Source organism: Streptomyces sp. NPDC088915 (assembly GCF_044749825.1).
GTDB lineage: Bacteria > Actinomycetota > Actinomycetes > Streptomycetales > Streptomycetaceae > Streptomyces.
Map to the genome: position 1 here is coordinate 149,884 of NZ_JBIVIR010000008.1, position 20,220 is coordinate 170,103.

The 20,220-nt window shown below is 74.5% G+C and carries 21 protein-coding genes; 10 read left to right on the forward strand and 11 right to left on the reverse strand.

Annotation, left to right across the window (positions count from 1 at the left end; all coding sequences use genetic code 11):
• Positions 1–130: 130 nt before the first annotated feature.
• Complete coding sequence (locus ACIP5O_RS16740; RefSeq protein WP_401293802.1) at positions 131–970, reverse strand: class I SAM-dependent methyltransferase; 840 nt, start codon at positions 968–970, stop codon at positions 131–133.
• Positions 971–1,315: 345 nt separating this feature from the next.
• On the opposite strand from ACIP5O_RS16740, the gene rpsA reads away from it, so the two are divergent.
• Positions 1,316–2,824 (forward strand): 30S ribosomal protein S1, encoded by a 1,509-nt coding sequence (gene rpsA / locus ACIP5O_RS16745; protein WP_053648865.1) that lies wholly within the window; start codon positions 1,316–1,318, stop codon positions 2,822–2,824.
• 148 nt (positions 2,825–2,972) lie between these two features.
• On the opposite strand, the gene ACIP5O_RS16750 is transcribed toward rpsA, so the two are convergent.
• Entirely contained in the window at positions 2,973–3,920 is a 948-nt protein-coding gene (locus ACIP5O_RS16750) for a right-handed parallel beta-helix repeat-containing protein (protein WP_401293805.1), read from the reverse strand.
• Between the two features lie 222 nt (positions 3,921–4,142).
• Here ACIP5O_RS16750 and ACIP5O_RS16755 point away from each other — a divergent pair, with 222 nt between their 5' ends.
• The 3 genes from ACIP5O_RS16755 (at position 4,143) to ACIP5O_RS16765 (ending at position 6,197) form a co-directional block, all read left to right on the forward strand.
• Positions 4,143–5,081 (forward strand): PAC2 family protein, encoded by a 939-nt coding sequence (locus tag ACIP5O_RS16755; RefSeq protein ID WP_401293808.1) that lies wholly within the window; start codon positions 4,143–4,145, stop codon positions 5,079–5,081.
• Between the two features lie 31 nt (positions 5,082–5,112).
• Positions 5,113–5,718, forward strand: coding sequence for a dephospho-CoA kinase (gene coaE, locus ACIP5O_RS16760; protein WP_401293810.1), 606 nt, complete (start codon positions 5,113–5,115; stop codon positions 5,716–5,718).
• A gap of 110 nt (positions 5,719–5,828) precedes the next feature.
• On the forward strand, positions 5,829–6,197 hold the full coding sequence (locus tag ACIP5O_RS16765) for a tetratricopeptide repeat protein (protein ID WP_356546309.1): 369 nt from the start codon (positions 5,829–5,831) through the stop codon (positions 6,195–6,197).
• Positions 6,198–6,224: 27 nt separating this feature from the next.
• Here the strand turns inward: ACIP5O_RS16765 and ACIP5O_RS16770 are convergent, their stop codons facing one another.
• Together ACIP5O_RS16770 and ACIP5O_RS16775 are read right to left on the reverse strand one after the other, a co-directional pair.
• Positions 6,225–6,494 carry a DUF6343 family protein gene (locus tag ACIP5O_RS16770; RefSeq protein ID WP_401294172.1) on the reverse strand — a complete coding sequence of 90 codons (270 nt, stop codon included), beginning with the start codon at positions 6,492–6,494 and terminating at the stop codon, positions 6,225–6,227.
• A 98-nt stretch (positions 6,495–6,592) separates the two neighbouring features.
• Positions 6,593–6,928 (reverse strand): hypothetical protein, encoded by a 336-nt coding sequence (locus tag ACIP5O_RS16775; RefSeq protein ID WP_401293813.1) that lies wholly within the window; start codon positions 6,926–6,928, stop codon positions 6,593–6,595.
• Between the two features lie 370 nt (positions 6,929–7,298).
• Here ACIP5O_RS16775 and ACIP5O_RS16780 point away from each other — a divergent pair, with 370 nt between their 5' ends.
• From ACIP5O_RS16780 to ACIP5O_RS16790, 3 genes are all read left to right on the forward strand, one after another.
• Positions 7,299–10,166: a DEAD/DEAH box helicase gene (locus tag ACIP5O_RS16780; RefSeq protein ID WP_401293816.1), complete on the forward strand. Its 2,868-nt coding sequence runs from the start codon at positions 7,299–7,301 to the stop codon at positions 10,164–10,166.
• Complete coding sequence (locus ACIP5O_RS16785) at positions 10,163–11,434, forward strand: SWIM zinc finger family protein (RefSeq protein ID WP_401293818.1); 1,272 nt, start codon at positions 10,163–10,165, stop codon at positions 11,432–11,434. Before ACIP5O_RS16780 ends, ACIP5O_RS16785 begins: the two co-directional genes overlap by 4 nt.
• A gap of 127 nt (positions 11,435–11,561) precedes the next feature.
• Entirely contained in the window at positions 11,562–12,374 is an 813-nt protein-coding gene (locus ACIP5O_RS16790; RefSeq protein ID WP_401293821.1) for a chaplin, read from the forward strand.
• A 47-nt stretch (positions 12,375–12,421) separates the two neighbouring features.
• Here the strand turns inward: ACIP5O_RS16790 and ACIP5O_RS16795 are convergent, their stop codons facing one another.
• From ACIP5O_RS16795 to ACIP5O_RS16805, 3 genes are all read right to left on the reverse strand, one after another.
• On the reverse strand, positions 12,422–13,099 hold the full coding sequence (locus ACIP5O_RS16795; protein ID WP_401293824.1) for a DUF2293 domain-containing protein: 678 nt from the start codon (positions 13,097–13,099) through the stop codon (positions 12,422–12,424).
• 11 nt (positions 13,100–13,110) lie between these two features.
• Positions 13,111–13,569 carry a hypothetical protein gene (locus tag ACIP5O_RS16800; protein WP_365540864.1) on the reverse strand — a complete coding sequence of 153 codons (459 nt, stop codon included), beginning with the start codon at positions 13,567–13,569 and terminating at the stop codon, positions 13,111–13,113.
• 106 nt (positions 13,570–13,675) lie between these two features.
• A complete protein-coding gene (locus tag ACIP5O_RS16805; RefSeq protein ID WP_401293828.1) occupies positions 13,676–14,887 on the reverse strand; it encodes a pyridoxal phosphate-dependent aminotransferase in 1,212 nt (403 codons plus the stop codon).
• A gap of 100 nt (positions 14,888–14,987) precedes the next feature.
• On the opposite strand from ACIP5O_RS16805, the gene ACIP5O_RS16810 reads away from it, so the two are divergent.
• Entirely contained in the window at positions 14,988–15,629 is a 642-nt protein-coding gene (locus tag ACIP5O_RS16810; protein WP_401293831.1) for a winged helix-turn-helix transcriptional regulator, read from the forward strand.
• On the opposite strand, the gene ACIP5O_RS16815 is transcribed toward ACIP5O_RS16810, so the two are convergent.
• The gene (locus ACIP5O_RS16815; protein WP_401293834.1) at positions 15,619–15,975 is read right to left on the reverse strand and encodes a MerR family transcriptional regulator; all 357 of its coding nucleotides are present in this window, start codon (positions 15,973–15,975) and stop codon (positions 15,619–15,621) included. The genes ACIP5O_RS16810 and ACIP5O_RS16815 overlap by 11 nt on opposite strands.
• A 48-nt stretch (positions 15,976–16,023) precedes the next feature.
• A complete protein-coding gene (locus ACIP5O_RS16820) occupies positions 16,024–16,776 on the reverse strand; it encodes an SDR family NAD(P)-dependent oxidoreductase (protein ID WP_401293836.1) in 753 nt (250 codons plus the stop codon).
• Positions 16,777–16,819: 43 nt separating this feature from the next.
• Here ACIP5O_RS16820 and ACIP5O_RS16825 point away from each other — a divergent pair, with 43 nt between their 5' ends.
• Complete coding sequence (locus ACIP5O_RS16825) at positions 16,820–17,293, forward strand: hypothetical protein (RefSeq protein ID WP_401293839.1); 474 nt, start codon at positions 16,820–16,822, stop codon at positions 17,291–17,293.
• Between the two features lie 4 nt (positions 17,294–17,297).
• Positions 17,298–17,933 carry a uridine kinase gene (locus ACIP5O_RS16830; protein WP_401293841.1) on the forward strand — a complete coding sequence of 212 codons (636 nt, stop codon included), beginning with the start codon at positions 17,298–17,300 and terminating at the stop codon, positions 17,931–17,933.
• Between the two features lie 72 nt (positions 17,934–18,005).
• On the opposite strand, the gene ACIP5O_RS16835 is transcribed toward ACIP5O_RS16830, so the two are convergent.
• Together ACIP5O_RS16835 and ACIP5O_RS16840 are read right to left on the reverse strand one after the other, a co-directional pair.
• Positions 18,006–18,920, reverse strand: a complete 915-nt coding sequence (locus ACIP5O_RS16835) for a carbohydrate kinase family protein (protein ID WP_401293843.1) — start codon at positions 18,918–18,920, stop codon at positions 18,006–18,008.
• Positions 18,917–19,957: a pseudouridine-5'-phosphate glycosidase gene (locus ACIP5O_RS16840; RefSeq protein ID WP_401293846.1), complete on the reverse strand. Its 1,041-nt coding sequence runs from the start codon at positions 19,955–19,957 to the stop codon at positions 18,917–18,919. Before ACIP5O_RS16840 ends, ACIP5O_RS16835 begins: the two co-directional genes overlap by 4 nt.
• Positions 19,958–20,220: the final 263 nt, after the last annotated feature.

The following is a 20,220-nucleotide window of genomic DNA, read 5'->3' on the forward strand; positions in this document are numbered from 1 at the left end:
AAAAAGGTGAGCCCCGTTGTCCACAGGGCCCACCTGTAAGTACGTAAGTGGGTAAGTACGACCGGCGGGTCGGACGGGACCGCCACGCACCCCGCCCCCTCTTCCCCGCCCCCTCTTCCCCTCCCTCTCTCTACTCCATCCGCTCGCACACGAAGATCGCCGTCCCCGGGATCAGGTTCCCCCGCAGCGGGGACCAGCCGCCCCACTCCTGGCCGTTCCAGGCCGGCCACTCCGGCTCGACCAGGTCCACCAGCCGGAACCCGCCGGCCACCACGTCCCGCACCCGGTCCCCGAGCGTCCGGTGGTGCTCCACGTACACCGCCCGCCCCTCCTCGTCCTGCTCGACGTACGGCGTGCGGTCGAAGTAGGAGGCGGCGACCGAGAGCCCCTCGGGCCCCGGCTCGTCGGGGAAGGCCCAGCGGATCGGGTGCGTCACCGAGAACACCCAGCGCCCGCCCGGCCGCAGCACCCGGCGCACCTCCCGGAAGACCCGTATCGGATCGGCGACGAACGGCACCGCCCCGTACGCCGAGCAGGCCAGGTCGAAGGAGCCGTCCCGGAACGGCAGCGCCCCCGCGTCGGCCTCCACCAGCGGTACCTCGCCACCGATCCGCAGCGCGTGCTGGAGCTGCCGGTGCGAGAGGTCGAGCGCCACCGGCCGCGCTCCCCGCGCCGCCAGCCACCGCGAGCACTGCGCCGCGCCCGCGCCGATCTCCAGGACGTCGAGGCCCTTCAGCGAGGCGGCCGGACCGAGGAGCCCGGCCTCGGCCTCGTCGAGCCCCTCGGGGCCCCACACGAACCGGTCGTCGCCCAGGAAGGAGCCGTGCTCGCTCTGGTACTCGTCGGCGTTCCGGTCCCACCATCCGCGGCTCGCCCGGCTGCTCTCCGCGTCCCCCGCGTCACGCCGGGTCGCCTCCGCCCCGTCCGCCTCGTCCTGGACCGCGTCTTCGCGTCCGTACCCTTGGTTCATCTCGCCCGCCGATGTAGTTTGCGCTCAGTACCGCCGTGCGGCGGACCACGCCGACACGGCGTGGATGGACATGAGTAGCGCCGGAGTTGAGCCGATCTGCCCCGGGTGCGCGCTTCGCGCATTGACCCTGTCCGGCCGCTTCCGTATGCTAAAGGTTGCGCTGCGGGTCTGCGTGCCTCAGACGGAGCAGGCCGCGCTCGTACCTGGTGTATGTCCCCTCGGTTTTCGAGGCTCCTCCCGTCCGCGGGCAGGGGTTTCCTTGGCTGTCCGGCTTCTTGGTGCGATACGGGCTCTCGGCGTAGCAGTACCTACGACTTTCTGTCCGTAACCGGAGCCCTTTCCCACATGACGAGCAGCACCGAGACCACCGCCACCACCCCGCAGGTTGCGGTCAACGACATCGGTAACGAGGAAGCCTTCCTCGCCGCGATCGACGAGACGATCAAGTACTTCAACGACGGCGACATCGTCGACGGCGTCATCGTGAAGGTCGACCGGGACGAGGTCCTGCTCGACATCGGTTACAAGACCGAAGGTGTCATCCCGAGCCGCGAGCTCTCGATCAAGCACGACGTCGACCCGAACGAGGTCGTCAAGGTCGGCGACGAGATCGAGGCCCTGGTCCTCCAGAAGGAGGACAAGGAAGGCCGCCTGATCCTCTCGAAGAAGCGTGCCCAGTACGAGCGCGCCTGGGGCACCATCGAGAAGATCAAGGAAGAGGACGGCATCGTCACCGGTACCGTCATCGAGGTCGTCAAGGGTGGTCTCATCCTCGACATCGGCCTCCGCGGCTTCCTCCCGGCCTCCCTGGTCGAGATGCGTCGCGTCCGCGACCTCCAGCCCTACGTGGGCAAGGAGCTCGAGGCGAAGATCATCGAGCTGGACAAGAACCGCAACAACGTGGTCCTGTCCCGCCGCGCCTGGCTGGAGCAGACCCAGTCCGAGGTCCGCCAGACCTTCCTCACGACCCTCCAGAAGGGTCAGGTCCGCTCCGGCGTCGTGTCCTCGATCGTCAACTTCGGTGCCTTCGTGGACCTGGGTGGCGTCGACGGTCTCGTGCACGTCTCCGAGCTGTCCTGGAAGCACATCGACCACCCGTCCGAGGTCGTCGAGGTCGGCCAGGAGGTCACCGTCGAGGTTCTCGACGTGGACATGGACCGCGAGCGCGTCTCCCTGTCGCTGAAGGCGACCCAGGAGGACCCGTGGCAGCAGTTCGCCCGGACCCACCAGATCGGTCAGGTCGTCCCGGGTAAGGTCACCAAGCTGGTTCCGTTCGGTGCGTTCGTCCGCGTGGACGAGGGCATCGAGGGTCTGGTCCACATCTCCGAGCTGGCCGAGCGCCACGTGGAGATCCCGGAGCAGGTCGTCCAGGTCAACGACGAGATCTTCGTCAAGGTCATCGACATCGACCTCGAGCGCCGCCGCATCAGCCTCTCGCTGAAGCAGGCCAACGAGTCCTTCGGTGCCGACCCGGCCTCGGTCGAGTTCGACCCGACCCTGTACGGCATGGCCGCGTCCTACGACGACCAGGGCAACTACATCTACCCCGAGGGCTTCGACCCCGAGACCAACGACTGGCTCGAGGGCTTCGAGACCCAGCGCGAGGCCTGGGAGACCCAGTACGCCGAGGCGCAGTCCCGCTTCGAGCAGCACCAGGCCCAGGTCATCAAGTCCCGCGAGGCCGACGAGGCCGCCGCTGCCGAGGGCGCTGCCGCCCCGGCCGCCGGTGGCAACGCCGGTGCGGGCATCTCGGGCGGCTCCTACTCCTCGGAGTCGGACGACAACTCCGGCGCCCTGGCGTCGGACGAGGCGCTCGCCGCCCTGCGCGAGAAGCTGGCCGGCGGCCAGAGCTGAACAGGCTCTCCGCTGAGCGCTAGCCGCTAGCGAAACCGAGGCCCGTTCCCCTCCGGGGGAGCGGGCCTCGGACGTTTTCCCGGCCTCCGCGTACGGCCTCCGCCTACGGGCCCCCGCGTACGGCCCCGGGTACGGCCGCTCGTACGGTTCAGGGCGTGACGGCGATGTTCGTCAGACCGTTCCCGCCGGTCACCGTGTTCGAGGCGTACACCGTGGTCCGGCACGAGGCGCTCTGGTGGGTGACGGCGATCGCGAGCCGCTGCGGCCCGGTCGCGCCCCTCAGGTCCGCGCGGTTGCCGCGGAAGACCGTCCCGCAGCCCCAGCCGCTCTGCTGGCTGTGGGTCTCGAAGCCGTTGTTCGTCGTGTTCACCCCCGTGTTGTCCTCCACGAGGACGTCGTTGCCCTTCACGTCGACCCAGGAGTCGTCGTAGTTGGCGCCGGTCAGCCCGCGCCCGTCGAAGGTGTTGCCGACGATCCGCGCCCCGGTCGTGCCCTCCTTGACGTCGACGCTCTCGCCGCCGACGTCCGGCCCGATGACGTTGTCCAGGATCTGCGCGCCGTCGCTCTTGTCGCCCAGGTCGTTGGCGGTGCCGACGTACACGCCCTCGCCCATGCCCCGGCCGTCGTTCCCCGTGTCGTAGATCCGGGAGTTCTTGAGGACCCCGTTCCTGCTGGAGTTGCGGAAGTGCACGCCCTCCATGTCCAGGTCGTGCACGGTCACCCCGTCGATCACCACGCCGTTCGCGGAGTCGGCCATGATCCCCTTCTGGCCGCCGGTCACCGTGATCCCCTGCACCGTCCAGTACGAGGCGCCGTTGAGGTGCAGCCCGTAGCCGCCGCCGGCGGTCAGCACCGCGCGCGAGGAGCCGGTCAGGGTGATCCGGGCGGACGAGGTGCCCGGCGTGGTGGCCTTGAAGTTCCCGGTGTACGTGCCGTCCGCGAGGTGGATCGTGTCGCCGGGGCGCGCGGCGGTGAGCGCCGACTTGAGCTGGGCGGCGGTCGTGACCTCGATGGTCGCCGCGGCGGCCGGGGAGGTCACGAGGGGGACGGCGAGGAGTGCCGGGAGGAGGGGGAGGAGCAGCGTTCGGGAGCGCATGGGGGTGCCTTCCGGGGCAGGAATGGAGGAGTTCCTGTATGTGCACGGGGATCGAGAGGCTGAACGCGACGCTGTCGGGAGACGGTAGGGAGCCGCCCCGACCGTGTCAAGGTCTGGACCAGTGGCCCGAGTTCGGGCCGTTCCGTCGAAAGATCACGGGCTCCGGGAATGGCGGCGCGGCCCGGCGCGTTCCCAGGAGGAACACGAGGAGGAGCGGTAATCGTGCTTGATCCGCAGGATTTGTACGAATGGGACCCGAAGGGCGTGGCCGTCGTCGACATGGCTCTGGCACAGGAGTCGGCCGGCCTCGTCATGCTGTACCACTTCGACGGCTACATCGACGCGGGTGAGACCGGTGAGCAGATCGTCGAGGGCCTGCTCGACACCCTTCCGCACCAGCTGGTGGCCCGCTTCGACCACGACCGGCTCGTGGACTACCGCGCCCGCCGCCCGCTGCTGACCTTCCGGCGCGACCGCTGGACCGCGTACGAGACGCCGTCCATCGAGGTCCGCCTCGTGCAGGACGCCACGGGCGCCCCCTTCCTCGTCCTCTCCGGCCCGGAGCCGGACGTGGAGTGGGAGCGGTTCGCCGCCGCCGTCCGGCAGATCGTCGAGCGCCTCGGCGTGCGCCTCTCCGTCAACTTCCACGGCATCCCCATGGGCGTGCCGCACACCCGCCCGGTCGGGCTCACCCCGCACGGCAGCCGCACCGACCTCATGCCCGGCCACCGCAGCCCCTTCGACGAGGCCCAGGTCCCCGGCAGCGCGGAGGCCCTCGTCGAGTACCGGCTCACCGAAGCCGGACACGACACGCTCGGCGTCGCCGCCCACGTCCCGCACTACGTGGCCCGCTCGGCCTACCCGGACGCGGCCCTGACCGCCCTGGAGGCCGTCACGGCCGCCACGGGGCTCGTCCTCCCCGGCATCGCCCACTCCCTGCGGACGGAGGCCCGCCGCACCCAGACCGAGATCGACCGCCAGATCGGCGAGGGCGACGAGGAGCTGGTGGCGCTCGTGCAGGGTCTTGAGCACCAGTACGACGCGGTGGCCGGGGCCGAGACCCGCGGCAACCTCGTCGCCGAGTCCGCCGACCTGCCGTCGGCCGACGAGCTGGGCCGCGAGTTCGAGCGCTTCCTCGCGGAGCGGGAGGGCGACGCGTAGCCCCACGGGGGCAGGCCCTAAGCTGCCGCTCATGCTGAAGGTGGGCCTGACCGGCGGGATCGGCGCCGGCAAGAGCGAAGTGTCACGGCTGTTCGTCTCGTACGGAGCCGTCCTCATCGACGCGGACCGGATCGCCCGCGAGGTCGTGGAGCCCGGCACCCCGGGGCTCGCGGCCGTCGTGGAGGCCTTCGGCGACGGCGTCCTCACCGCGGAGGGGACGCTCGACCGGCCGAAGCTCGGCTCCGTCGTGTTCGCCGACGCCGACCGCCTGGCCACCCTGAACGCCATCGTCCACCCCCTGGTCGGAGCCCGGTCGGCGGAGCTGGAGAGCCGGGCGGGGGCCGGAGACGTCGTCGTCCACGACGTCCCCCTGCTCACCGAGAACGGGCTCGCGCCGCTCTACGACCTGGTCGTGGTCGTGGACGCGTCCCCGGAGACCCAGCTCGACCGGCTCGTACGGCTCCGGGGCATGGACGGGTCCGAGGCCCGGGCCCGGATGGCGGCCCAGGCCACGCGCGCGCAGAGGCTGGCCGTCGCGGACCTCGTGATCGACAACGACGGACCGCTCGACGCCCTCGAACCGCAGGTGCGGAAGGTCTGGGACGAGCTGGCCCGACGGGCCGCGTCCTCCGTTTAGGACCCGTCCGACGGGCCGCGTCCTCCGCGTAGGGCCTGCCCGGCGGGACCGGACGGAATGCGGCCACCGGGTCCGGTGTTCAACCACCGAACGAGGGGAAGGATGCCATCGTGGCCGAGAGCAACCCGGAAACGCACGTCATCGACTTCCGCGCCGCGGAGCAACTGCTGGCCGCGCGGGATCCCCGGGGCGCCGTGAAGCTGTTGGACTCGGTGATCGCCGCCCACCCCGAGAACACGGCCGCGCGCCTGCTGCGCGCGCGGGCCTTCTTCGCCGCCGCCCAGCTGCGCCCCGCGCAGCTCGAGTTCGAACTGGTCCTGGAGCGCGAGCCGGACAACGCGTTCGCCCACTTCGCCCTCGCCCGCACCTTCGAGCGCTCCGGACAGACCGACCGGGCCACCCGGCACTTCCGCCTGGCCGCCGCGCTCGACCCCAAGCCGGAGTATTTGGAGGCGGCGGGCTTCGACTCGCGGAGCTGAGGGCGCACCGGACATCCGGGCGGGCGTTCAGCGCTTCCCGCCGCCGCGGTCGGGATCGTACGGAGGGACGTCCCGGCCCGGCTGCCAGTGCGGTCCCTGTCGCATGCGGCGCACCACGAGCAGCAGGTCGACCAGGACCACCAGGAACAGCACCCCGCAGGCCGCGGCCCAGCCGGGCCGGCCCACCAGGGCGAACGCGACCGTGCCGAAGGCCGCCCACAGAAGTCCCCACACGCTCAGCCAGAACCGCATCCGCAAGGGGCTGCGCGCGGTCACCGGCTCGCTCCCGGTCCGCATGGCGCTCACGCCTCCCGTTCACGTCTTCCGTGGGGTTCTCCGGACACCTCCAGCATGGACCCGCCCCGGACGGAAAGCGAAGAAGAGCCGGACAGGCCCTAGTGGATGACGCTGTAGCTGCGCCAGGGGAGGGTGTCCGGGACGATCTCGTCCGTCGTGTCGGACGGCAGGTAGGTGGAGTCCTTGCCCCGGCAGTCGAGGGTCGGGTACAGCACGATGTCCACCAGGGTGTTGTTCTCGACCTTGGTCGCGCCGGACGGCGCCAGGTGGTGGCAGCCCTTCACCGAGGGGCTCGTCACCATCACGCCCGCCTCGCGCTCCGTCTCGTACGAGATCGTGCCCACGGCGGTGCGGCCGAGGCCCGAGCAGCCGGCGACGGCGAGGGTGAGCAGCACGGCCCCGGTGGCGGTCGTGAGACGCCGGCGAACGGACATGGCGGTTCCTCTTCTGTCGAGCGGATGTCGGGCGGAAGTCGGGCGAGCGCCGGGCCGAGGCAACGGCGACGGACGGCGGCGAGCGGCGGCGGGCGGTGCCCCTCGGGCCCGACCCCGGTCCAGGCCCACCCTCCCGCCCGGCGGGCCCCGTGTCATCCGCTGCTGGGCCGCCCGGGGGAACCGCCCGGCGACCGGGCCCGGGCCGGTGGCCGGACGCGTGGCCGGCCCCGCGCCCGGACCGGTGCGCGGGCCGGTGGTCGGACCGGCGACCGGACCCGTTGTCAGTCCCCACCCGTAAGGTCGGAGGTGCACGTCGGAGCTCGTCGGAGTTCCGGCACGCGGCGGAGGGCCGGGGGAGGAGAGCGGAGCCGTGACACACACCTGGAGCACCGGTGCCGCCGTCTTCCTGCCCGCCGCCCTTCCCCGCGAGGGCCGGATCGCCTTCTGGGCCCCCGACGGCGGCGCACTGCCGGATCCCGGGACGGCGGTCGGCGCGGAGCGCGTCGAGCTGACCGTGGCCCGGCGGCACGGCAACGGCGCACGGAGCCGCGAGGTCCCCGCCGTCACCCTCCCCGTCGAGACCGCCCTGCCCCACCTGGTCGCGGCCCGCCACCACCCGGCCGCCCACCCCGCCACCGCCGGCTGGGCCGCCGCCGCCCTGCACGCCCTGCACCTGGCCGCCCGGGGGCGGCTCCTGCCGGGACTCACCGCCGACGACCTGGACGCCTGGCGGGCCGGGCCCCTGGACGCCGACGACATCGCCCATCTGCGGGCCGTCGCCGCCGCCCTGCCGGCCGAGGCGTACGCCGTGCCCGTCCCCGGCCGCGGACCGCTGCGGCTGCCCGACCCCGAGGCCCTCGTCCGCGCCTTCCTCGACGCCGTCGCCGACACCCTGCCCCGCACCCCGGCCGCCGCCCACGCGGTCGGGGCTCCGTTCGCGGCCCGCGCCCCGCAGCACCTGCCCCGCGCGCGTGCCTGGGCCGCCGAGGCGGCGGCCGGAATGGACGCCGGGGTCCGCGTCTCGCTCCGCCTCGACCTGTCGCCGTACGAACTCTTCGACATCGGCATCTCCGACGAGAAGGACGGCGTCCCCGAGGAAGAGAGCGGCGGCGAGCGCCACGCGGCCGCCGCGCTCCTCCAGGTCCACAGCCTCGCCGATCCCACCCTCGTCATCGACGCCGCGGACCTCTGGGCGGGGGAGGGCGAGCACTTCGGCCCCCGCGCCCGGATCGACGCCGTCCTCGCCCTGCGCCGCGCCGCCCGGGTCTGGCCCCCGCTGGCCCGGCTCCTGGAGCGGGACGTGCCCGACGTCCTCGCCGTCACCGAGGACGAGCTGTACGAGCTGCTCGGCCCCGCCGCCGCCCGGCTCGCCGACGCCGGGGTCGCCGTCCACTGGCCGCGCGAGCTGGCCCGCTCGCTCAGCGCCTCCGCCGTCGTCCGTCCGGCGCTCGCCGCCCCGGGCTCCGCGACCGACGGCACCTCCTTCTTCGACAGCGAGGAGCTGCTGCGCTTCGACTGGCAGCTCGCCCTCGACGGCGATCCGCTCACCGAGCGCGAGATGGACCTCCTGGCCGAGGCCCACCGGCCCGTCGTGCGCCTCCGCGACCAGTGGGTCGTCGTCGACCCCGACCTGGTCCGCAAGGCCCGCAAGCGGGAGCTCGGCCTGCTCGAACCGGTCGACGCCCTCGGCGTCGCCCTCACCGGCACCGCCGAGGTGGACGGCGAGACCGTCCCCGCCGTCCCCGTCGGAGCCCTCGCCGCCCTCCGCGACCGGCTCCTGGCCGGACCCGAGGACGTGCAGGCCCCGCCCGGCCTCACCGCCACCCTGCGCGACTACCAGCTCCGCGGCCTCGCCTGGCTCGACCTGATGACCTCGCTCGGCCTCGGCGGCTGCCTCGCCGACGACATGGGCCTCGGCAAGACCGTCACCCTCATCGCCCTCCACCTGCGCCGCGCCCGCCGCGCCCCCACCCTCGTCGTCTGCCCGGCGTCCCTGCTCGGCAACTGGCAGCGGGAGGTGCGGAAGTTCGCCCCCGACGTGCCCGTGCGGCGCTTCCACGGCGCCGACCGGGACCTGGACGGCACCGGGGGCGGCTTCGTCCTCACCACCTACGGGACCCTGCGCACCAGCGCCGCCCGACTGGCCGCGCACGAGTGGGGCATGGTCGTCGCCGACGAGGCGCAGCACGTCAAGAACCCGTTCTCCGCGACCGCCAGGGCGCTGCGCGAGATCCCCGCGCCCGCCAGGGTCGCCCTGACCGGCACCCCCGTGGAGAACAACCTCTCCGAGCTGTGGGCCCTCCTCGACTGGACCACCCCCGGCCTCCTCGGACCGCTCAAGGCCTTCCGCTCCCGGCACGCCAGGGCCGTGGAGAACCACGAGGAGATCGAGCACGACGAGGCCGTCGAGCGGCTCGCCCGGCTCGTGCGGCCCTTCCTGCTGCGCCGCCGCAAGTCCGACCCCGGCATCGTCCCCGAGCTGCCGCCCAAGACGGAGTCCGACCACCCCGTCCCCCTCACCCGGGAGCAGGCCTCCCTCTACGAGGCGACCGTCCGCGAGACCATGGCGCGGATCGAGGAGTCCGAGGGCATGGCGCGGCGCGGCCTCGTCATGAAGCTGCTGACCTCCCTCAAGCAGATCTGCAACCACCCCGCCCAGTTCCTCAGGGAGGAGGCCCCGCGCGGCCCCGGCACCGCCCGCCTCGCCGGCCGCTCGGGGAAGCTCGCCCTCCTCGACGAGCTCCTCGACACGATCCTCGCCGAGGACGGGTCCGTGCTCGTCTTCACCCAGTACGTGGCGATGGCCCGGCTCCTCGCCGACCACCTGGCCGCCCGCGGCGTCCCCGCCCAACTCCTGCACGGCGGCACCCCGGTGGCCGAGCGGGAGCGGATGGTCGACCGCTTCCAGGACGGCGAGGTCCCCGTCTTCCTGCTCTCCCTGAAGGCCGCGGGCACCGGACTCAACCTCACGCGGGCCGGTCACGTGATCCACTACGACCGCTGGTGGAACCCCGCGGTCGAGGAGCAGGCCACCGACCGCGCCTACCGCATCGGACAGACCCAGCCGGTGCAGGTCCACCGGCTGATCGCCGAGGGCACGGTCGAGGACCGGATCTCCGAGATGCTCCGCGCCAAGCGGGCCCTGGCCGACGCCGTCCTCGGCTCCGGCGAGGCCGCCCTCACCGAACTCACCGACCGGGAGCTCGCCGACCTGGTGTCCCTGAGGAGGCCCTCGTGAACCGCGTCCGGGCCGCGCGCGGAGCCGCCCCCCGCCACGACGACCGCCGCCGCTCCTTCCCTCAGGTCGCCCCCCGGGAGGCCCCCGACGGACGGTTCGCCGCCACCTGGTGGGGGAACGCCTGGGTCGAGGCCCTGGAGGACGCCGCCCTCGACCCGGCCCGCCTCGCCCGCGGCAGGGCCTACGCGGGACGCGGCCACGTCGACGCGATCACGGTCACCCCCGGCCGGGTCGTCGCCTACGTCCACGGCAGCCGGCCCCGCCCGTACCGCACCGAGATCAGGATGCGGACCCTCGGCGACGACGGCTGGGAGGAGTTCCTCGACGGGGCCACCGCGCGCCCCGACCACATCGCCGCCCTCCTCGACAAGGACGTGCCGCACGCCCTGGAGGCGGTCGCCGGGCTGCTGCCCGCGCCGGGCGACCTCGTCCCCGACTGCTCCTGCCCGGACGACGGCTACCCCTGCAAGCACGCCGCCGCCCTCTGCTACCAGGCCGCCCGGCTCCTCGACGAGGACCCGTTCGTCCTCTTCCTGATGCGCGGCCGCGGCGAGCAGGAGCTCCTCGCCGAGCTGACCCGGCGCAACGCGGCCCGGTCCGCCGCCGAGACGGCCGCCGCCCCGCCCCCGGTGCCCACCGTCCCGGCCCGCACCGCCCTCGACGCCGCCACCGGCGCCGGACTCCCGCCGCTGCCCGCCCCGCTGCCGCTCCCCGACCGGCCCGGCCGCCCGGCCGTCTTCCCGCCCGACCCCGCCGCCCCCGACCCGCTCGCGCTCGACCTCCTCGCCACCGAGGCCGCTGCCCGCGCCCACGCGCTCCTCGCCACCGGCCTCGACCCGGTCGCCGCCCTCACCCCCTGGCAGGACGCGGTCCGGCTCGCCGCCGCGCACCCCGGCTCCGGGCTCACCGCCTCCACCCGCGCGCTCTACCGCGACCTGGCCCACGCCCTCGACCGCACCCCCACGGACCTGGCCCGTGCCGTCGCCGCCTGGCGGCAGGGCGGCGCCGAGGGCCTCGCCGCCCTGGAAGAGGCCTGGGACCCGCCGGCCGGTCCGTTCGACCGGGCCAGACCCGCGCTGCTCGCCGCCGGCCTCCCCGCCCTCCGCCCCTGGCGCAACCGCCTCTCCGGCCGGTCCCTCCAGCTCCGCCTCGGCCGGGACGGCCTCTGGTACGGCTACGAGTCGGACGCCGACCGCGAGGACTGGTGGCCGCGCGGCGACCCCGGTTCCGACCCGGTCGACACCCTCGACGGTCTCCTGGGGCGGTGAGTCCACACTCGAACAGGACCCACTCGTTGGGGTGAAACCCTCCGATGGCCGGATCCGGCGCACACGTCCGCCGCGTTGATTCGGGTACGGGCGACTGCCCGTGCACACCTCCGGAAGGCAGGAAGCCATGAGGCAGATTCGCCGAAGTGGTCTGGCCACACTGTTGGTCACGGGCGGGGCGCTCGCCCTCTCGGCGGGCGCCGCGCACGCCGACGCCGGCGCCCAGGGCGCCGCGGTCGGTTCGCCGGGAGTCGGTTCCGGCAACACGGTTCAGCTGCCGGTGCACGTCCCGGTCAACGTCTGCGGCAACACGGTCAACGTCGTCGGGCTGCTCAACCCGGCCTTCGGCAACGGCTGCGCCAACGTCTCGGACGAGCCCGCGGGTTACGGGTCGGACGAGGACGGCGGCGGCCGCTCCCACTCCCACAAGGACGAGCCCGGCACTCCGCGCGGCGGGGAGCAGGCCGGCGGCTCCCACGGAGGCGGCGCCCAGAGCGGCGGCTCCTCCAACGGCGGCGGCTCCACCGCCGAGGGCCAGGCCCAGGGATCGCCCGGCGTCCTCTCCGGAAACGGCCTCCAGCTGCCCGTCGACCTCCCCGTGAACGTCAGCGGGAACTCGGTCAACGTGGTCGGCATCGGCAACCCGTCCTTCGGCAACACCGCGGTCAACGGCCCCGCGAAGCCGCCCCAGCCGATCGAGACGCCGACGCCGCGCCCGCAGACCCCCGTGCGGAACGTCCCGGTCCCGCAGGCGCAGACCGAGTCGCCCGCCCCCGCCCCCGTCCCGGCCCCCGCGCCGCAGGGCGAGAAGAGCGAGGCCGCGCTGGCCCACACCGGCTCGTCGGACGTCATCGGCTACGCCGCCTCGGGAAGCGCCGCGCTGCTCCTCGGCGGCGCCCTGCTGTACCGCCGCGCGCGCCGCGCCGGAGACCGGGGCTGAGGGGACGCTCCGCGCGGCGGGACCGGCGCGCACTGACGCCCGAGCCGTCAGCCGCGCGCTTCCCCTTCGCCGCCGCGCCAGGCCCGGAGCACCGCCTCGATGGCGGGCGCGACCCTCGTCCGGGCCTGGTGACGCGGCACCCCCTGCATCAGCAGGGTGTCGTACGGGGTGTCGACGTGCCGTACGCCGGCCCGTACCGCGGCGATCACCGCGTCGCGGTCCAGCGAGCGGCCCGCGGCCGTGCGCCCCACCCGTCCACTGCCCTTCGCCGAGGCGTGGACGGCGATCTCGCCGGCCCGGCCCTCCGGGCAGGCCGGGAAGAGCCGCAGGATCTCCGCCCGGAGCGCCGCGGTGATCCCGGCGTCGAGGACCGCGCGCCGCTCCGCGTCCCGGGCCCGCCGCCTGGCCCGCGCCTCCGCGTCCGCCAGGCAGGCCCGCTCCGCCCCGGCCAGCGCCGCCTCCTCGACGAGGAGGCCCTGGCGCTCGTACCGCGTACGGCGCCGGTTGTGCCGTACCACCACCGCCCAGAGGGTGCCGGCCTCGCGGGCGCGGCGGGTGAGGGCGGTGTCGCCCCGGGGCAGGAAGACCAGGTGCCCGAGGTCGGCGCAGTCCAGGCAGACCGGCGCGTTGAACTCCAGGATCATCCGCTCCAGCGGCCCCCGGTGGCACTCCGAGCAGCGGCGGCGCTTGAGCGGTTCGACGACGACCGGCGCGACGAGGTCCATGCCCGCCCCCGTCAGCGGACGCCGGGCGCGGCGGCGGCGACGAACAGGGCGAGGGCCTCCTTCGCCCGCTCGGAGCGGCGGGCGCGGTCCGCGGTCCCCACCGCCTCGTGCATGCAGTGGGTCTCCTCGAAGGCCCTCTCCGCCAGGCGCCGGGTCTCGGGGTCGTCGCACACCAACTGGACGCGGAAGAGGGCCTGCCGGGCGGCGGTGCGCTGCCGGTAGGAGGCGTAGCGGGACTCCTCCGCCTCCTCCGAACCGGGCTCCTCGACCGCCCGGAACCAGCGGTCGTTCTGACTGTGCCGGTAGTCGACGACCGCGCCGGCGAAGGCGCTGTAGGTCGCGATCCGCTCCTGCCGGAGCTGCTCGGACCGGGCGAGCGCGGCCGTGCGCTCGGCGGCCCGCCCCTGGAACCAGTGCGTGAAGACGACACCCAGCAGGGTGCCCGCCACGGCTATCAGTGCGGCGTCCATGACCGGCCGCCCTCCCGTTTCCCTCGGCCTCTGGGACCCCTCGATCATGACAGCCGGGAGGGCCCGCGTCACCGCCCGTGTCCGTACCCGCTGCTGTCGGCGCTCGCTACTGCCGGTATCCGCTCAGGAAGCGGCCGATGCGGCTGATCGCGGCGTCGAGGTCGTCGGCGTACGGCAGGGTGAGGATGCGGAAGTGGTCCGGGCGCGGCCAGTTGAAGCCGGTGCCCTGGACGACCTGGATCTTCTCCCGGAGCAGCAGGTCGAGGACGAACTTCTCGTCGTCGTGGATCCGGTGCACGGCCGGGTCGAGGCGCGGGAAGGCGTAGAGGGCGCCCTTCGGCTTCACGCAGGAGACGCCGGGGATCTCGTTGAGCTTCTCCCAGGCGCGGTCGCGCTGTTCGCGCAGCCTGCCGCCCGGGGCGGTCAGCTCGTGGATCGACTGGCGGCCGCCGAGCGCGGCCTGGATGGCGTACTGGGCGGGGGCGTTGGGGCACAGGCGCATGGAGGCCAGCATGGTGAGGCCCTCCAGGTAGTTCGCGGCGTGCCGCTTCGGGCCGGTGACGACCAGCCAGCCGGAGCGGAAGCCGGCCACCCGGTAGGTCTTGGAGAGGCCGCCGAAGGTGAGGATCACCAGGTCGTCGGCGAGGGAGGCGGCCGGGTGATGGACGGCGTCGTCGTAGACGATCCGGTCGTAGATCTCGTCGGCGAGGACCATCAGGCCGTGGCGGCGGGCGAGGTCGAGGATCCCCTCGACGATCTCCTTCGGATAGACCGCGCCGGTGGGGTTGTTGGGGTTGATGATCACGACGGCCCGGGTCCGGTCGGTGATCTTCGACGCCATGTCGTCGAGGTCCGGGTACCAGTCGGCCGACTCGTCGCACAGGTAGTGCACGGCCTTGCCGCCCGCGAGGGTGGTGGCGGCGGTCCAGAGCGGGAAGTCGGGGGCGGGGATCAGGACCTCGTCGCCGTCCTCCAGGAGGGCCTGCACGGCCATGGAGACCAGCTCCGACACGCCGTTGCCGAGGAAGACGTCGTCGACGTCGACCTCCGGGAGGCCCATGGCCTGGTAGCGCTGGGCCACCGCGCGGCGGGCGGAAAGGATGCCGCGCGAGTCGGTGTAGCCGTGGGCCCTGGGGAGCATCCGGATCATGTCCTGGACGATCTCCTCGGGCGCCTCGAAGCCGAAGAGGGCCGGATTGCCCGTGTTGAGGCGCAGGACGCTGTGGCCCGCCTCCTCCAGGGCGTTGGCGTGCTCGATCACCGGGCCGCGGATCTCGTAGCAGACCTCGTTCAGCTTGCTCGACTGCCGGAACTCCATGTCCGACCTCCCCAGTTCCCGGAATCAGCGCCGTTCGGCGATGCTTGGTTTTACCAAGTTCGAGCTTGGAAAGTCCAACGACATGTCTAGACTGCGTCGCATGCCACGTCAGTCACGCCGCAGTTACGACCAGCACTGCGCCGCCGCGCGCGCCCTCGACCTCGTCGGCGACCGCTGGACGCTGCTCGTCGTCCGCGAACTCCTCGCCGGGCCGCGCCGCTACACCGACCTCCACGCCGACCTGCCCGGCGTCAGCACGGACATGCTGGCCGGCCGCCTCAAGGACATGGAGGGCGCCGAGCTCGTCACCCGCCGCCGACTGCCCCCGCCCGCCTCGGCGTCCGTGTACGAACTCACCCCGCGCGGCCGGGACCTGCTGCCCGTCCTGCGCGCCCTCGCCGTGTGGGGGGCGCCCGACCTGGGGGAGCCGCGGCCGACCGACGCCGTGCGCGCGCACTGGTACGCGATCCCGCTCCTCGGACCGCTCGCGGAGCTGGGCGCCGGGACCGTCCAGGTCACCCTGGACGAGGGGGAGTTCCACGTACGGGTCGGGGCCGACGGCGACGTCGCGTACGGGGACGGCCCGGCGGAGGCCCCCGATGCCCGGCTGCGGACCGACGCGGCGACGTGCCGCGCGCTCGCGGGCGGGGGACTGACGCTCGCGGAGGCGGTCGCGTCGGGGCGCGCGGAGCTGGAGGGGACGGGGCCGGTTCCGGTCGGGGCCCCCGGCCTCACGTCCTGACGGACTCCGCCTCCAGGGACTTCGCCAGGCGGTCGCGGGCCGCGGTCTGCGCCGCGATCCGCGCGTCGAGCACGGCCAGCCGCTCGCGGGCGATCTCCAGGCCGCGGACGGACGGCGGGGCCGAGGACACGTCCCCGTCCAGGCAGGAGCGGAAGGCGGTCACGTCGTCCAGGGTGAGCCCGGCGTCCAGCAGGTACCGGATGTTCGCGACCCGCGTGACGGCGCCCTCCTCGTACACCCGGTAGCCGTTGGCCGCCCGGGACGACGTGACCAGACCCGCCTTCTCGTAGTGCCGCAGGGCCCGGGCCGACACCCCGGTCCGCCGGGCCAGTTCGCCGATGCGCAAGGACGCCACCTCCTCGCACAGTCGTACCACGGCCCGGCGGACCGCCCTTCAGAAGACCAGCGCGCCCCCGTCGACGGGCAGGACCGCGCCGGTCGTGAAGGAGGCCTCGGGCGCGGCGAGGGAGGTGATCGCCCACGCGACCTCCTCGGGCCTGCCGAGCCGCCCCAGCGGAACGTGCGCGAGCTGCCAGGTCCGCACTTCCTCCCGCTGCTCCGGGGACAGGCCCGCGTGCCGGCCGATCGGTGTCTCGACCGGTCCGGGGGCGACCGCCACCACCCGGATCCCGGCCGGTGCGAGCTCCACGGCCCAGCAGCGGGTCAGGGTCTCCAGGGCGCTCTTGGTCGCCGGATAGAGGGAGTTGGCGGGCCAGCCGCGCTGCCCGACGGTCGTCGACACGTTCACCACCACGCCCCGGGACTCCCGGAGCGCGGGGACGGCGGCCCGGGTGAGCAGGAGCGGGGCGACGAGGTTCGTCTCCAGGAGCGGGGTGATCACGGAGCGGTCCAGGGTGCCGAGCGGGCCGCCCGTGGCGATCCCGGCGTTGTTGACGAGGACGTCGAGGCGGCCGTGGGCGCCCAGGGCGGCCCGGACGATCTCCTCGGGGGCGCCCTCCGTCGTGACGTCGGCGGCGAACGGGTGGATTCCGGGCCGGCCCCCGGCGGTCTCCCGCAGCGGCCCCTCCCTGCGGCCGACGGCGACGACGGTCGCCCCCCGCCCCGCGAAGGCCCGCGCGGTGGCCCGGCCGATGCCGGTGCCCGCGCCCGTGACGACGACGACCCTGGTGGGTGTGGTGGTGTCCATGAATCCGATGGTCGAACGGTGACGCCAGTGACAAGGTCAAGCCATGACACCGCACGAACTGTGGACGGCCCTGCCGCAGGACGTACGCGAGCGCGTGGACGCGCTCGTCGTCCGGCGCAGACAGATCATGGCCGTCAAGGAGATGCGGGGGTCCGGGGTGGCGCCCCGCCCCGGCTTGCGCGACTGCGTCGACCTCGTCGCCGCACGCATGGAGATCCTCGCCGACCGGCTCGTACCGCTGCCGTCCCAGGACGTGGACGCCCTCGCCGGAAAGGCCGCCGCGCTGCCCGGACCGCCCGTCGCCCTGGAACTGGCGTGGGACGGCGACACGCAGGGCTGGATCCTGGTGCTCGGCGCCGTCCTGCCCGGCTCGTCCGGGTGGCCGCACGCACTGGCGCAATGGCAGGAGACCGTCTGGACGGAGCCCCTCGCCACCGCGCGGGCCCTCGCGGACCGGCTCGGCGTGCCGCTGCGCGGACCCGGTGACGACGGTCCGCCGGGCGTACGGGCAGAGTGAGGGCATGCGGTACGAGGCGATCACCTGGGACCGGCTGGCGGAGGCGCTCGCCGGGCACGTCGACGCGTCCGCCCCCGGCGACGGCGGCGCATGGCTCAAGGTCGGCATCGACGGGCCGCCCGCCGCGCCCGGCGCCGAACTCGCGGCCGCGCTGGCCGAGGCCCTGCGGGCGCGCGGGCGCCCCGTCCACCTGGCGGGCACGGGCGGTTTCCTGCGGCCCGCCTCCCTCCGGTACGAGTACGGCAAGCAGGACCCCGACGCGTACTACGGCGGGTGGACCGACACCGGGGCCCTGTGGCGGGAGGTCTTCGGCCCGCTGGAGCCCGGCGGCACCGGGCGCGTGCTGCCCGACCTGTGGGACCCGGCCACGGACCGCGCGACCCGCAGCCCGTACGCCACGCTGCCGCCCGGCGGGGTCCTCCTCCTGCACGGCCCCTTCCTGCTCGGCCACTGGTTCCCCTTCGACCTCACCGTGCACCTGCGGCTCTCGCCCGCCGCCCTCGCCCGGCGCACGGAGGAGCCCTGGACCCTTCCGGCCTTCGCCCGGTACGAGACGGAGGTCGACCCGGCCGGAACCGCGGACGTCGTCGTACGCGCCGACGATCCGCGCCATCCGGCCTGGACGGGACTCGGGCGGTAGGGGCCGGTGGCGCGGGAGACCGCGCCGGCTCCCGAGCTCCGCCCCCGGGCTCCCCAGCCCCGGGAACGCGCCTCAGCCGCCCGTCGGTGCCACCGGCGGTCTGCCGCCCACGGCGGTGACCGCCTCCGCGCCCGCCCGGCACCCCGCCTCCGCCGCCTTCACCGGGTCCGCGCCCGCGAGCCGGGCCGCCAGGAACGCCCCGGTGAACGCGTCGCCCGCGCCCGTCGAGTCCACCGGCCGCGCCGGAGGCGCCGCCACCCGCGCGGTGACCGCGCCGCCCTCGGCGACCAGCGCGCCCGCCGCCCCGAGGGTGGCCACGACCAGCGGGAAGCGCCGGCTCAACTCCGCCGCCGCCCGCTCCGGTTCGGCGTGACCGGTGAGCACCCGGGCCTCGTCGGCGTTGGGCAGCAGCACCTCGGCGCCTTCCGCGGCTCCCAGGAACCGGGCCGCGCCCAGTGCCGCCAGGAACCCCGCCGAGGCCGGGTCCACGCTCACCGGAACCCCCGCCTCCGCGGCGTCCCGCAGCGCTTGCCGAGCCGTTTCGCGACTCGGACCGGCGAAGAACAGGTACCCCGAGAGGTGCAGCCGGGCCACTCCGTCGAGCAGCCCCGGGGACCAGTCGGCGGGGGAGAGGCGCAGCGCGGCACCGCTGTCGGTCAGGAAGGTGCGCTCCGCCGAGGCGTCCACGAGCGCGATGACGGTGGCCGTCGCCGCCTCCGCGTCCCGGACGAGCAGGGGGCGCACGCCCGCCGCCCGCAGCGCCCGCTCGTGCCAGTCGGCCGCGTCCGTCCCCACCCGGCCGAGCAGCCGCACCTCCCCGCCGCCGGAACGCGCCGCCCAGCAGGCCGCGTTGGCGCCCGCGCCGCCCGGCAGGGTCCGGATCTCCGCCGCCGTGTCCGTGGCCGGCGCGAGCGGGGTCCGGTGCCGGGCGACGACGTCCGTGACCACGTCCCCGACGACGAGCAGCGCGCGCCCGGCGCGCCTCACCGGTTGCCCGTGCCGCGCGCCTCCGTGCCGTCGTGTGTTCCCCCGCGTATCCCCGTGCCGCCGACCGCCCCTCCCGCGCCGCGTATGCCCGTACCGGGTGTGCCCGTACCGCGTATGCCCGCACCGGGTGTGCCCGCCCCGTACGCCCCCGCGATCCTCGTCGCCAGCCGCACGTTCCCCCGTACCGCCGCCAGGTTGGCCTCCAGGGACGCCCCCTCCGTGTGCACCGTCAGGTATTCGAGCAGGAACGGCGTCACCGCCTGGCCCGTGATCCCCTTCTCCTTCGCCGCCGCCAGGCCGTCCGCGAGCACCCGGTCGTGCAGCGCGGGGTCCAACTGCTCCGCCTCCGGCACCGGGTTGGCCACGACGAGCGCCGCCCGGGGGCCGCCGAGCCGGTCCTGCGCGCGCATCACCGCCGCCGCCTCCTCCGGCGTCCGCAGGGTCCAGTCGACGGGCTCGCCCGAGGAGGAGAGGTAGAAGCCGGGGAAGTGCTCCGTGCCGTACCCGACGACCGTCACCCCCAGCGTCTCCAGGCGCTGGAGCGTCGCGGGCACGTCGAGGATCGACTTGACCCCGGCGCAGACGACGGTGGTCCCGACCCGGGCGAGCAGCCGCAGGTCGGCGGACTCGTCCTGCGTCTCGCTCCATCCGCGGTGCACCCCGCCGAGGCCGCCCGTCGCGAACACCCGGACGCCCGCCGCGTCCGCGAGCCAGGCCGTCGCCGAGACCGTCGTCGCGCCGGTCGCGCCCGTCGCCAGGGCGGGGGCCAGGTCGCGGTGGCCCAGTTTCCGCACCGTCGGGTCCTCGGCGATCCGTATCAGCGCCGCCTCGTCCAGACCCACCCTGGCCGTGCCGTCGACCACGGCGATCGTGGCGGGGACGGCGCCCCCCGCCCGCACCAGCTCCTCCAGCTCGCGGGCCACCCCGAGGTTGCGCGGGCGCGGCAGGCCGTGGGCGATCAGCGTCGATTCCAGCGCGACGACGGGGCGGCCCTCGTGGAGCGCCTCCCGTACCTCTTCGGACACGTGTGTGGACATGCCCCATTCCTGGCGCACCCGCGAACCCCGCAAACCTCGTTGGCGACCTCCCGCCAATTCCTCCGGACCTCTCTTCGGATCCCCCTCCGGACCCCCTCCGGACCCCCTCCGGACCCCCTCCGGATTCCCCTGCGGAATCCGTCACGGACCGCCCCCGGCGACCCTCCCGGACCGCCGCGACGCCCTTGCGGCGCCGCCCCGGGGCGGTGGTACGGATTCCGTCGACACCGCCGGCTCCCGGCATCGTCCCTGGTGGGAGCCGT